The following is a 13255-nucleotide window of genomic DNA, read 5'->3' as shown; positions in this document are numbered from 1 at the left end:
CTGATTTCAGTTCAAACGAGTCGACGCGTGGTGGATTAGTCGACGATCACAGCCTTTTCGATCACGACGTCGTCGGCGGGCACGTCCTGATGGAAGCCCTTCGAACCCGTCTTGACCTTCTTGATCTTCTCGACCACGTCCATGCCGTCGACGACCTTGCCGAACACCGCGTAGCCCCAGCCCTGCGGCGTCGGCGACGAGTGGTTCAGGAAGTCGTTGTCGTTCACGTTGATGAAGAATTGTGCCGTCGCCGAATGCGGGTCGTTGGTGCGCGCCATCGCGATCGAGCCGTTGACGTTCTTCAGGCCATTGTTCGCTTCGTTGTTGATCGGCTCGGCCGTCGGCTTCTGCTTCATGCCGGGTTCGAAACCGCCGCCCTGGATCATGAAACCGTCGATCACGCGGTGGAACACCGTGTTGTCGTAGTGGCCGGCCTTCACGTAGTTGAGGAAGTTCTCAACCGACTTCGGTGCTTTCTCAGCGTCCAGTTCGAGTTTGATGACGCCGTGGTTCGTATGCAGTTCAACCATGATGGAATCCTTTGATGAACGGGTGGGTAAAAAGGGCGCGGCGAGTCGTCATGCGTTGCGTACTGCATTGACGGCGGCCCGCGCCGGGGCGTGGATTGTGCACCAACAAGTCGACGTGCGGGCGTTGCTGTGCTGATTCGAGAGCACGCTTGCGTTCGTTCATGCGCGCTCGTCGTGTTTCGTCCGCTTAGCTGCTCACTTACTTGCCGACCACCGTGGCCGACTGGATCACGATCGGCGTCTTCGGCACGTCGCTCATCGGGCCGCGCGAGGTGGTGGGCGTGGCTTCGATCTTCTTCACGACGTCCATGCCGCTCGTGACCTTGCCGAACACCGCATAGCCGCTGCCGTCCGGATTCGGATAATCGAGGCCGGCATTGTCCACCGTGTTGATGAAGAACTGCGCGGTGGCCGAATTCGGATCGCTGGTGCGCGCCATCGCGAGCGTGCCGGTCAGGTTCTTCAGACCGTTGCGGCTCTCCAGAGGAATCGGCGCGCGCGTCGGCTTCTCGGCGAAGCTCTGCGTGTAGCCGCCGCCCTGAATCATGAAGCCGGGAATCACGCGATGGAAGATCGTGCCGCTGTACTGGCCGGACTTCACGTAGTCGAGGAAATTCGCGACCGTCTTCGGCGCTTTCTCAGGATACAACTCGACGCGGATGTCGCCCTCCGATGTCTTGAGCAGCACGGACGGATGCGCGGCTTGCGAACCGGACTGGGCAAAAGCGGGTGCGTTTGCGATCAGGGCGGCGCTGCCGAGCGCCAACATCAACCATTTCATGAAAATCCTCGGGGTTGGAAAAAGCGGAGTGCCCACAACGTGCCGGCGTTACTGCGACGGCGCCATGTAGGGCGGCATGGCGAGCGAGCCGTTCGCGCCGCCGAACTGGAAGCTCGGTGTCTGGGGCATGGTCATGTTCGAGATGGCGCGGCCCGTGGCGCTGTCCGCGGGCGCTGCCGCTGCGGCGGACCTGGCCGACGCCCCCTTCTTCGGCGGCGAGACGATCTTCTGAATGTCGGCGAGACGCTGCGTGGTCGTGGCGCTCGCCTTGCCGAGCCCTTGCGCGTGACGGTAAGCTTCGCTCGCCATGCGCAGATACACGTCGCCGAGATTCTCGTACGCGAGGCCGTAGCTCGGGTTGGCCTTGGTGGCGGTTTCGAGCGCGGTGCGCGCTTCGATGAGATGGCCTTGCTTTGCGTACAGCGCGGCGAGGTTGTTATACGGCTCGGGCAATTCGGGGTACAGCTGCGTGAGTTCGGTGAACGCGGCGATCGCTTCGTCGTCGCGATTCAGGTGCGCGAGCACGGTGGCGCGTTTGAACTTCGCCTGCGCGTCGCGCGGATTCGATGCGATGCGAGCATCGAGCTGGGTCAACGACGCTTCCCAGTTTTTCTGCGCAATCGACGCGTCGATTTCCGGCGTGTTATCGCGCACCGCGGGACCTTGCGGCATCACGCCGGCCTTCTGTGCATAGGCTGCCGCAACGGGCAGGGCCGCGAGAGCGACGGCCACGGTGACGCGCACGGCGAGGGTGCGCGCAGCACCGCGCATGAGGCCATTGCACGCCGTCGCGGCGAGGGTCGCAGCGCTGTGCGCGCGGCCGCTGGAAGGTTTCATAGGCTTGGGTCTGGATGTTATACTCCGACCCATTCTAACAAAAGGTCTGCGCGTTCCGTCGAACCGCAAACTGTCTTTTCGCCACTCGTGGTCGTCTCCGCTTTGAGCGCAGCTTGATCGCCGCACCAGGTGCGCCGGTTTTGCTGTATGCGACGCACCCGTAGTCTTTCTGGCGGGGCGCGGCGCGTCTGAAACACAATGCGGATTTCTTTCGGCCCACGCACCGTTCTCTATGGAATCACTGCGCATCTACAACACGCTCGCGCGTGACAAGCAAACTTTCGTGCCGCTGCAAGCAGGCGTCGTGCGGATGTACGTCTGCGGGATGACCGTGTACGACTATTGTCACGTCGGTCACGCGCGCGTGATGGTCGTGTTCGACATCGTGCAGCGCTGGCTGCGCACGCTCGGCTATGACGTGACCTACGTGCGCAACATCACGGATATCGACGACAAGATCATCCGCCGCGCCGTGGAGAACGGAGAGACGATCAAGTCGCTGACCGACCGCTTCATCGACGCGTTGCATGAAGACGCGGACGCGCTCGGCATCCAGCGGCCCGATCTCGAACCGCGCGCCACCGACTTCATTGCGCAGATGCTCGACATGATCGGGACGCTCGAAGCGAACGGCTACGCGTACCAGGCGAGCGACGGCGACGTCAACTACGCGGTGCGCAAATTCGCCGGCTACGGCAAGCTCTCGGGCAAGTCGCTCGAAGACCTGCGCGCGGGCGAACGCGTCGCGGCCAACGACGCGAAACAGGACCCGCTCGACTTCGTGTTGTGGAAGCAGGCGAAGCCTGACGAACCCGCCGACACCGGCTGGGAATCGAAGTACGGGCGCGGCCGTCCCGGCTGGCATATCGAGTGCTCGGCGATGGGCTGCACGCTGCTCGGCGATCAATTTGACATTCATGGCGGCGGCCAGGATCTGCAGTTTCCGCACCACGAAAACGAAATTGCGCAAAGTGAAGCCGCTACCGGTCAAACCTTCGTCAATTACTGGATGCACAACGGCTACGTACAGATCGACAATGAGAAGATGTCGAAGTCGTTGAACAATTTTTTTACGATTCGTGAAGTGCTGGCGCAGTACGATGCAGAGGTCGTGCGGTTTTTCATCGCACGCGCGCATTACCGCTCGCCGTTGAACTACAGCGACGTGCATATCGACGACGCCCGCAGCGCGCTCGCGCGTTTGTACACCGCGCTGAAGGACGTCACGCCGGACGCCGCGGAGCTCGACTGGAACGAAGCGCATGCGCAGCGTTTCCAGGCGGCAATGAACGACGACTTCAACACGCCGGTTGCAGTGTCGGTGTTGTTCGAGTTGGCAACTGAAGTGAACCGCACGCGCGACCCCGCGCTGGCCCGTCAATTGCGTGCGCTCGGCGCCGTGATCGGGCTGCTCGGCCGTGAGCCGCGCGCGTATCTGCAGCAGGCCGCGGGCACCGCAGCACAAGGCGCGCTCGAGCCCGCCGCGATCGAAGCGAAGATCGCCGCGCGCGTGGCCGCCAAGCAGGCGAAGGACTATGCGGCAGCAGACCGGATCCGGGCCGAATTGCTCGAGGCCGGCGTTGCACTTGAAGACAAACCCGGCGGGTTGACCGAGTGGCGGCGCGTGTGAGCGCACCTCGTACTTCCCTCTGATCGACTCGCCAGGCAGGAGGCAGGATGGCAACGGCCACGAAGACGCCGGCTAAACGAGCCGCGTCTCAGACAAACGCGGCAGCTGCGGCAAAGTCGACACGCACGTCGGCTCGCGCGGGCAGCGGCGCAGTACAGAAAGCATCGTCGAAAGCCACTGCGGTGGCGGCGAAGAGCGCAGCGGGCGTAGGAGCGTCAGCGAAGAAGGCCACGCTCAAGCGTGCGCTCAACGGGACGTCGGCGCACGCGCCTGTCGCAAAGCGCGCCAAGGCGTCGCGTGTAAAAGGCAATGGCGCATTGCCGGCCGAACTCGCCGGCGACATGCAGGAACTCGCACGCGACACCAACGCGGGCGAAGTCGTGCGCAAGACGCGCGCATCGGCGAGCGCCGGTGGCGAAGCGGCGAGTGCGAGCGATGCGGCGGTGCCCGTGCAGATCGGCGGCCTCACGCCCGAAGTCACGCGTCCGGCGTATTGGGACAAGGCGTGTGCGGACCTCGTCAAGCGCGACCGTATTCTGAAGAAACTGATTCCGAAATTCGGCCCGGTGCATCTGCTGAGCCGTGGCGATCCGTTCGTCACGCTCGCGCGCTCGGTGGTGGGGCAGCAGATTTCGGTCGCGTCCGCCCAGGCGGTGTGGGCGAAAGTCGAGGGCGCGTGTCCGAAGCTCGTGCCGCAGCAGTTCATCAAGCTCGGTCAGGAGAAGCTGACCGCGTGCGGGTTGTCCAAACGCAAGGCCGAGTACGTGCTCGATCTCGCGCAGCATTTCGTGTCGGGTGCATTGCACGTCGGCAAGTGGATGTCGATGGAAGATGAGGCGGTGATCGCCGAGCTCACGCAGATTCGCGGCATCGGCCGCTGGACCGCGGAGATGTTCCTGATCTTCAATCTGTCGCGTCCCGATGTGCTGCCGCTCGACGACCTCGGCCTGATCCGCGCGATCAGCGTCAACTATTTCAGCGGCGAACCGGTCACGCGCAGCGAAGCGCGCGAGGTCGCGGCGAACTGGGAACCGTGGCGCACGGTCGCGACCTGGTATATGTGGCGTAGTCTCGATCCGTTGCCGGTCGACTACTGAACAACAAGAAACGAGGCTATCTCAAAAACTATCGATTGTTAGATTTCGATAGTTGCGAGATGGTTTTGACAGCGGCGAGCGCGGTTAGAATACGCGCTGCCGGTAAGTCCAAGGATTACAACCAATGAAGACCACCTTTCTGGATTTCGAACAGCCAATCGCTGAACTCGAAGCGAAGATCGAAGAATTGCGCTTCGTGCAGGACGATTCGGCCGTCGATATTTCGGAAGAGATCGAGCGGCTGTCCAAGAAGAGTCAACAGCTCACCAAAGATCTGTACGCGAACCTCACGCCGTGGCAGGTTTCGCAAATCGCCCGTCATCCGCAACGCCCATACACGTTCGATTACGTGAGCGAGCTGTTCACCGATTTCCACGAGCTGCATGGCGACCGCAACTATGCGGACGACCTGTCGATCGTCGGCGGCCTCGCGCGTTTCAACGGCCAGGCCTGCATGGTGATCGGCCATCAGAAGGGCCGCGACACGAAGGAGCGCGCGCTGCGCAACTTCGGCATGCCGCGCCCGGAAGGCTATCGCAAGGCCGAACGCCTGATGCGTCTGGCCGAAAAATTCAACCTGCCGATCTTCACGTTCATCGACACGCCGGGCGCGTATCCGGGCATCGGTGCGGAAGAACGCGGCCAGTCGGAAGCGATCGGCCGCAATCTGTATGTGATGGCCGAACTGAAGACGCCGCTGATCGCGACGATCATCGGTGAGGGCGGCTCGGGCGGCGCGCTGGCTATCGCTGTCGGCGATAGCGTGCTGATGCTGCAGTTCTCGACCTACTCGGTGATTTCGCCGGAAGGCTGCGCGTCGATTCTGTGGAAGAGCGCCGCGAAGGCGCCGGAAGCTGCGGAAGCGCTCGGCCTGACCGCGCATCGTCTGAAGGCGCTCGGTCTGATCGACAAGATCGTCAACGAGCCGCTCGGCGGCGCGCATCGCGACCCGAAGGGCATGGCCGCCATGCTGCGCCGCGCGCTCGCCGACTCGCTGCGCCAGTTCCAGGGCATGAGCATCAACGACCTGCGTCAACGCCGTTTCGAACGGTTGATGTCGTACGGCAAGTTCAAGGAAACGACGCCGGGTGCCTGAGCCCGCGCGCGTTCTCTTTCGTCCATCAGCGCTTCGCGCGCTAACGACGTGACTCCCATCGCCGCTTCGCCTGCCGAGCGCCTCGTTATCGAGGCAGTCGGCCTGGCGCTGTCCGCGCTTCCCGCAAGCGCGCGCATCGCGGTGGCATTCAGCGGCGGTGTCGATTCGAGCGTGCTGCTCGATGCCGCAGTGCGTGTCGCGGGCGCGTCGCGTTGTGTCGCGCTGCATGTGCATCACGGGCTGAGTCCTCATGCAGATGCGTGGCTCGCGCATTGCCAGGCGTTCGCGCAGGAACGCGGCGTCGAATTCGACGCGCGGCGCGTCGAGGTGTCGCGTGCTAGCGGCGTGAGCGTCGAGGCGGCGGCGCGCGATGCGCGTTATCGCGCGCTGGATGCGATGTGCGCGGCGCGCGGCATTCACACGCTCTGGCTCGCGCAACACGCCGACGATCAGGCGGAAACCGTCTTGCTGCAACTGCTGCGCGGCGCGGGTCTCGCGGGCCTTGCGGCGATGGCGCCCGAGTTCACGGCGCCTGGCGCGTGCGCGGCGCGCGTGAGGCCGTTGCTACATCTGTTGCGCGCGCAACTCGAGCACTATGCGAGCGCGCGCGCCTTGCACTGGATCGATGACGAGTTGAATGCGGACACCCGCTACGCGCGCAATGCGTTGCGTCACGAGGTGACGCCGGCGCTGGCGGTCCACTTTCCCGGTTTTCGGGACGCGCTGGCGCGCACGGCCGCGCATGCTGCGTCCGCGCAGCGCCTGCTCGATGCGCTCGCGCGCATCGACATGGACGCGGTGTCCGCGGACGAAGGGCGCGCGCTGTCGCACGATGCGCTACTCGCGCTCGACGACGATCGTGCGCTCAATCTGATGCGTTACTGGATGCGCACGTTGGGTCTCGCGGCGGCATCGAGCGCGCGTCTGAGCGATGCGTTGCGCCAACTGCGCGAAGTGGACGCGGCGGCCGACGGGCATCGTCTGCGTGTCGATCATGCAGGCCAGGCGTTGCGCAGCTATCGCGGTCTCGTGTATTGGGAAGCGGGCGACAGCAGGGAAGCCGCCGATGAAACCGCGCTCGCCGCGCGCGAGATCAGCGAACTCGCGTGGCAGGGCGAATCGATCTGGCGTTTGCCGCAATGGCGGGGCACGTTTGTGTTTGCGCTCGAGGAGCAGGGGACTGCAGAGGCAGGCTCGGATGCCAATGCGACACTCCCCCTCGACGTCCTGCGACGCGCTGTGCTGAGCGCCCGCTCGCGCAGCGGCGGCGAACGAATGCGCACGAGCGACGCGCCCGGCGCACCGACCCGAACGCTCAAGAACCTGTTCCAGGAACGCGGCATCCCGGCATGGAAGCGCGACGTGCCACTGCTCTATATCGGCGACGAACTGCTGTTCGTGCCTTGGCTCGGCGTGAATCGCGCAGCGTTGCCGGCCTCGGCCGACACCGGCGGAGCACGCATCAGAATCATTTGGCGCGAAGACCTGCTGATCGCCTGACCGGCCGGTCGGACTGCGCTGTGAAGCGAGCGACAATCCGGGAAATAGGGCGCAAATCCCCACGAAACAAGCCTTTGCAGCACTGATTTCGCGGCTTTCGATGGCCGCTGCGGCTTGTCTTTTTACGCCCAATCGGGTACGTTTACCTGCTTGCCCGACCCGATTTCGCCGTCGCTTTTGTCGCTATCGCCGGTTGCGAGCGTGATCCGTCGTTTCCCGTTAAGTCACTAGCGATCATTCCCGGGCAAACCCGCGCGTGTTGCACGCGCGCTGCATTTACGCCGCCACACACTTTGCCGTCGTTCACAAGACGTTGCGCTCCTGTGCTTTTGTGCGGTCATCTCCAGCGCGCCAGCGCGGTTTCTCTTCCAGTTCAGAACGACAATGGCACTCATCGTACATAAATACGGCGGCACCTCGATGGGCTCGGTCGAGCGCATCAAGAACGTCGCCAAGCGCGTCGCGAAATGGCATAAGGCTGGCCACAAGATGGTCGTCGTGCCGTCGGCGATGTCCGGCGAAACCAACCGCTTGCTCGGTCTCGCGAAAGAAATCACGGCTCAACCGAGCGCGCGCGAACTCGATATGATCGCCGCCACGGGCGAACAGGCCAGTTCGGGCCTGCTCGCCATCGCGTTGCAGGACGCCGGCGTCGACGCGGTCAGCTATGCAGGCTGGCAAGTGCCGATCAAAACGGATAGCGCGTTCACGAAAGCGCGCATCAGCGAAATCGACGGCGAGCGCGTGTTGCGCGACCTCGACGCAGGCAAGGTGGTGGTGATCACCGGCTTCCAGGGCATCGATCCGGACGGCCACATCACCACGCTCGGCCGCGGCGGTTCGGACACGTCGGCCGTCGCAGTCGCGGCGGCACTGAAAGCCGATGAGTGCCTGATTTATACCGACGTCGACGGCGTGTACACGACCGACCCGCGCGTGGTCGAAGAAGCGCGCCGCCTCGATCGCGTAACGTTCGAAGAAATGCTGGAAATGGCCAGCCTGGGTTCGAAGGTGCTGCAGATCCGTTCGGTGGAATTCGCCGGCAAATATCAGGTGAAGACGCGCGTGCTGTCGAGCCTGACCGATCCGCTGATGCCGCTCGACGCTGAAATGAAGTCGGGCACCCTGATTACTTTTGAAGAAGACGAGACCATGGAAAAAGCAGTCATCTCGGGTATCGCGTTCCAGCGCGACGAAGCTCGTATCGCCGTGATGGGTGTGCCCGACAAGCCGGGCATCGCCTATCAGATTCTCGGCCCGGTGGCGGACGCAAATATCGACGTCGACATGATCATCCAGAACCAGAGCGTCGAAGGCAAAACGGCGTTCACGTTCACGGTCGGCCGTGGCGACTATCAGCGCGCCATGGAGATCCTCACCGGCCAGGTGCAGGGTCATGTGCAAGCCGAAAAGGTGCTCGGCGATCCGAAGGTGTCGAAGGTGTCGGTGGTCGGCGTCGGTATGCGTTCGCATGTCGGCATCGCGAGCACGATGTTCCGCACGCTGTCGGAAGAGGGCATCAACATCCAGATGATCTCGACCTCCGAAATCAAGATTTCGGTGCTGATCGACGAGAAGTACATGGAGCTCGCGGTGCGCGCGCTGCATAAGGCGTTTGATCTGGATCAGGCGTAAATGGTTTGAATAACGGGGCGCAACGAAGCGCCCCGTTTGCTCTGGCGCGACCAATGCGAATAAATTGCGTCGGCAATGACAAACCTGGCACAAAAAGTGTTCTTCAGACATTGACCTTCGACGTTCGGCCCGCTATTATCTTGGCTTCGTCGCACTGACTCCCTGTGCGACAGAAAGTTTGGGAGACGTGGCCGAGAGGTCGAAGGCACTCCCCTGCTAAGGGAGCATCTGGGCCAAAACCTGGATCGAGGGTTCGAATCCCTCCGTCTCCGCCAGCAATGGCGGCAAACCCCGCAGAGTCCAGGCTCTGCGGGGTTTTGTTTTTTCAGCTCGTAGTTCAGTGTGGATGCGCGTCGGCACTTGCTAAATGCTGGCGAAACAGCCGTGCTGTTTGCATCGACGATGCCTGTTTGTCGATGCCCATTGTCACAGCGATGAAAGCGCGATAAGTGCATCGCACGCATCGAGCACGCTTGAACGCCGCGCGTACTTCAATTACAACCCTGCCTCGTTTTCACCAGAATGCGCTCGCGTGTAACCAGACGTTACGTAGCCGCCGACGCTGCGATGTTGTGCATCAGTTATTACAAACGTGAAATACGCGGAACGCTGCCTTGCGTTATATTTCCGCCCACAGAACACATTCTTTCAAAGGGTGATCAATGAAGTCCGCTCGTTTAGTTCCACTTCTGCTCGGGGTATTGACGTTGGGTGCATCGGGTGCGGCAATGGCCTCAGGGCTCAACGTTGGGGTCAATATCGGCATTCCCGCGCCGGTCTACGTCGCGCCGGCGCCGATCTACGCACCGCCTCCGCCGCCTCCGCCGCCCGTCGTGTATCAGCCGGCTCCGGTGTACTACGGTGGCCCGTCGATCGTCGTCGGCTGGCATGGCGACCGCTACTGGGACGGCCGCCGCTACTGGGCGCGCGATGACTGGTATCGCCACCATCCGCCGGGCCACAGCGACTACGGCCACCATCACTACGACAATCATCGCGGCTGGCACTAGGCGGTCGAGCGCGATCAGGTTGGCGTCGTCGATTCAGGAAAAAACCGCCCGGCAGGGCGGTTTTTTTATGCCTGTCACGCATGCACGCCCTGCTTGCGAATAGAGCGGCCGCGACGCGAGCTGCGCCCGCGTGTTGCAGCCTATACGTCATGCCGTGACATTCGTTGCGAGACCGCAGACGCCTTCAATATTCACTCGGCTGCCGCGGCCATCCCGCCCACCACCGCATTGAAGCCGCTATCGACGTGCACGATTTCGGCCGTCACGCCGGCCGCCAGATCCGACAGCAGGAACGCCGCGGTATTGCCGACCTGTTCGATCGTTACGTTGCGTCTGAGCGGCGCATTCTGCTCGACGAAGTCGAGAATCTTGCCGAAGCCCTTAATGCCGCTCGCGGCCAGCGTCCTGATCGGTCCCGCCGAAATGCCGTTCACGCGCACGCCCTTCGCGCCGAGCGACACCGCCAGATAACGCACGCTAGCTTCGAGCGAAGCCTTGGCGAGCCCCATCGTGTTGTAGTTCGGAATCGCGCGTTCGGCGCCGAGGTAGCTTAGCGTCAGCAACGACGCGTCCGGCGTGAACATCGACTGTGCGGCCCTGGCGAGCGCCGGGAAGCTGTACGCGGAGATGTCGTGCGCGATGCGGAAGTTTTCGCGCGTCATGCCGTCGAGGAAATCGCCGGCAATCGCTTCGCGCGGTGCAAAGCCGATCGAGTGAACGAGTCCGTCGAGGCCGTCCCAGTGTTCCTTGAGCGAAGCGAAGAGGGCGTCGATCTGTGCGTCCTCGGCGACGTCGCAGGGAAATACGAGGTTGCTGCCGAATTCGGTGGCGAATTCGGTGATGCGCGCCTTGAAGCGCTCGCCGACATAGGTGAAGGCCAACTCGGCGCCTTCGCGCCGGCAGGCTTGCGCGATGCCGTAGGCAATCGAGCGGTTCGACAGCAAGCCGGTTAGCAGGATGCGTTTGCCAGCGAGGAAGCCCATGACATCTCCTGAACGTTCGGCGCGCCGCGCACGCGAAGATCGCGCGCTCGGGATGCGCGGACCGCGCGGATTAATTGGGTAGAATTCTCTCACACTGCAATTGCCCACTGACCAACAAGGCCCCTATGACAATTGGCTCGCGACGGGTTCAAACGCCTCCTGCATTTCGATGCCGCGTGATTGACGAACCCTCGCACGGCCCCGCGCGTGCCGGGCTGGCAGTGGTGTGCCGTGCATGGCGTCCGGTGCGCGCCGTGGGGACAGCCTGCTTGTTTGCCATGGCTGGATTGCTCGCGGCGTCGCAGGCTCACGCGGCTCATGCGATCGCCCAATACGGCGAGCCGAAATACCCGGCCGGTTTCAAGCACTTCGACTACGTCAATCCGGATGCGCCGAAGGGCGGCACGCTGGTGCTGGCCAACCCGAGCCGTCTCACGAGCTTCGACAAGTTCAATCCGTTCACGCTGCGCGGCAATACGGCGCCCGGCGTGGACCTGCTGTTCGAAAGCCTGACTGTGGGCAGCAGCGATGAAGTCGCGTCCGCCTACGGGCTGCTCGCCGACGACATCAACGTCGCGTCGGACGGCATGTCGGTGACGTTTCACATCAATCCGCGCGCGCGTTTTTCCAACGGCGATCCGGTCACCGCCGACGACGTCAAGTTCTCGCTCGACACATTGAAGAGCCCGCAGGCCGCACCGCAATTCGCATCGATCTTCGGCGAGATCGAGCGCGCGGTGGTGGTCGATCCGCACACGGTCCGCTTCGAGTTTCGCCAGCGCAATCGCGAGTTGCCGCTGCTCGCGGGCGGCATGCCGGTGTTCTCCCGCAAGTGGGGATTGAAGCCGGACGGCAGCCGCATTCCGTTCGACCAGCTCGCATTCGAAAAGCCGATCTCCAGTGGCCCGTATCTGATCGAGCAGTACGACAACGGCCGCACCATCACCTATCGGCGCGACCCGAATTACTGGGGCGTGGATTTGCCGGTGCGCGTCGGCATGAACAACTTCGATCGCATCGTCTACAAGCTGTACTCGGATGCCACCGCGCGGCTCGAAGCGTTCAAGGCGGGCGAATACGATGCGCTCGTCGAATACGTCGCGCGCAACTGGGTGCGGCGCGATGTCGGCAAGAAGTTCGATAGCGGCGAGCTGATCAAGCGTGAGTTCCCGCAGCACAACGGCACGGGCATGCAAGGCTTCATCCTGAACACGCGTCGGCCGTTGTTCCTGGACGTGCGCGTGCGCAAGGCGCTCGATCTCGCGCTCGACTTTCAGTGGCTGAACCGGCAACTGTTCTTCAATCAATACCGGCGTATCGACAGCTTCTTCGCCAATACGGATTTGCAGGCGAAGGGCCTGCCTTCGCCGGGCGAGCTGGCCTTGCTCGAGCCGTGGCGAGCGCAACTCGACCCCGCCGTATTCGGCCCGCCGCCGAAGCAGCCGGACACCGATGCACCGGGCTCGCTGCGCGCCAATCTGCTGCAGGCGCGCGAGCTGTTGCAGGAAGCCGGCTGGACCTATAGCGACGGCGCATTGCGTAACGCCAAAGGCGAGCCGTTCCAGTTCGAGATTCTCGACGACTCCGGCTCGGCTGCGTCGATGGAGCCGATCGTCGCGACTTTCATCCGCAATCTGCAGAAGCTCGGCATTACCGCGACGTTTCGTGTGTCGGACTACGCGGTCTATCAGAAGCGTCTGGACGCGTTCGACTTCGACGTCACCACACTGCGCATGCCGGACGTGCAGGTGCCGGGCTCGGAGCAGATCGAGCGCTTCGGCAGCAAGGCCGCCGATACCAAGGGCTCGGACAACGCGATCGGCTTGAAGTCGCCGGTGGTCGACGCCGTTCTGAACGCGCTCGTGCATGCGCAGACGCGCGAGCAACTGGTCGATGCGACGCATGCGCTCGACCGGCTGCTGATGCATGGCTACTATGTCGTGCCGCATTGGTACAGCGGCACGCATCGGGTGGCGTTCAAGCGCGGGCTCGCGTGGCCGAAGACGCTGCCGCTGTACTATGGCGCGGAAGGCTGGATCACGTCGATGTGGTGGCACGAGCAACCGCAGCCCCATGCGCAGCCTCAGCCGCAACCGCACTCGTAGCCACAACCGCAGCCGCGCCAGCGCGCCCCTCACTTATCGTCTTCGCACCGG

Annotated in this window: 12 protein-coding genes and 1 tRNA gene; 9 read left to right on the top strand and 4 right to left on the bottom strand. The window is 63.1% G+C overall.

What is annotated here, in order from left to right:
• Positions 1-35: 35 nt before the first annotated feature.
• Complete coding sequence (locus ACZ9H4_RS20960; protein WP_168669883.1) at positions 36-530, bottom strand: peptidylprolyl isomerase; 495 nt, start codon at positions 528-530, stop codon at positions 36-38.
• Between ACZ9H4_RS20960 and ACZ9H4_RS20955 the strand changes: the two genes are divergently transcribed.
• Positions 529-666: a hypothetical protein gene (locus ACZ9H4_RS20955; RefSeq protein WP_476120641.1), complete on the top strand. Its 138-nt coding sequence runs from the start codon at positions 529-531 to the stop codon at positions 664-666. The genes ACZ9H4_RS20960 and ACZ9H4_RS20955 overlap by 2 nt on opposite strands.
• Before the next feature lie 63 nt (positions 667-729).
• On the opposite strand, the gene ACZ9H4_RS20950 is transcribed toward ACZ9H4_RS20955, so the two are convergent.
• Positions 730-1311 carry a peptidylprolyl isomerase gene (locus tag ACZ9H4_RS20950; protein WP_476120639.1) on the bottom strand — a complete coding sequence of 194 codons (582 nt, stop codon included), beginning with the start codon at positions 1309-1311 and terminating at the stop codon, positions 730-732.
• Positions 1312-1359: 48 nt separating this feature from the next.
• A complete protein-coding gene (locus ACZ9H4_RS20945; protein ID WP_408144127.1) occupies positions 1360-2148 on the bottom strand; it encodes a tetratricopeptide repeat protein in 789 nt (262 codons plus the stop codon).
• Between the two features lie 232 nt (positions 2149-2380).
• Here ACZ9H4_RS20945 and cysS point away from each other — a divergent pair, with 232 nt between their 5' ends.
• The 7 genes from cysS (at position 2381) to ACZ9H4_RS20910 (ending at position 10116) form a co-directional block, all read left to right on the top strand.
• The gene (cysS, locus tag ACZ9H4_RS20940) at positions 2381-3778 is read left to right on the top strand and encodes a cysteine--tRNA ligase (protein WP_476120636.1); all 1398 of its coding nucleotides are present in this window, start codon (positions 2381-2383) and stop codon (positions 3776-3778) included.
• 47 nt (positions 3779-3825) lie between these two features.
• On the top strand, positions 3826-4875 hold the full coding sequence (locus ACZ9H4_RS20935; RefSeq protein ID WP_476120634.1) for a DNA-3-methyladenine glycosylase family protein: 1050 nt from the start codon (positions 3826-3828) through the stop codon (positions 4873-4875).
• Positions 4876-4999: 124 nt separating this feature from the next.
• Entirely contained in the window at positions 5000-5971 is a 972-nt protein-coding gene (locus ACZ9H4_RS20930) for an acetyl-CoA carboxylase carboxyltransferase subunit alpha (RefSeq protein WP_042322870.1), read from the top strand.
• 48 nt (positions 5972-6019) lie between these two features.
• Positions 6020-7471 (top strand): tRNA lysidine(34) synthetase TilS, encoded by a 1452-nt coding sequence (tilS, locus tag ACZ9H4_RS20925; RefSeq protein WP_476120632.1) that lies wholly within the window; start codon positions 6020-6022, stop codon positions 7469-7471.
• 384 nt (positions 7472-7855) lie between these two features.
• Positions 7856-9106, top strand: a complete 1251-nt coding sequence (locus tag ACZ9H4_RS20920) for an aspartate kinase (protein ID WP_408144134.1) — start codon at positions 7856-7858, stop codon at positions 9104-9106.
• A gap of 181 nt (positions 9107-9287) precedes the next feature.
• Positions 9288-9381: transfer RNA gene (locus ACZ9H4_RS20915), tRNA-Ser, on the top strand.
• Between the two features lie 387 nt (positions 9382-9768).
• Positions 9769-10116 (top strand): hypothetical protein, encoded by a 348-nt coding sequence (locus ACZ9H4_RS20910; RefSeq protein ID WP_408144136.1) that lies wholly within the window; start codon positions 9769-9771, stop codon positions 10114-10116.
• Between the two features lie 191 nt (positions 10117-10307).
• On the opposite strand, the gene fabI is transcribed toward ACZ9H4_RS20910, so the two are convergent.
• Complete coding sequence (gene fabI, locus ACZ9H4_RS20905; RefSeq protein ID WP_408157042.1) at positions 10308-11099, bottom strand: enoyl-ACP reductase FabI; 792 nt, start codon at positions 11097-11099, stop codon at positions 10308-10310.
• 125 nt (positions 11100-11224) lie between these two features.
• Here fabI and ACZ9H4_RS20900 point away from each other — a divergent pair, with 125 nt between their 5' ends.
• Positions 11225-13204, top strand: coding sequence for an extracellular solute-binding protein (locus tag ACZ9H4_RS20900; RefSeq protein ID WP_476120629.1), 1980 nt, complete (start codon positions 11225-11227; stop codon positions 13202-13204).
• Positions 13205-13255 lie beyond the last annotated feature (51 nt).

Source organism: Paraburkholderia sp. TE9906 (assembly GCF_056279605.1).
Note: the sequence above shows the minus strand (reverse complement) of the source record. Positions and strands in the feature narration are given on the sequence as shown.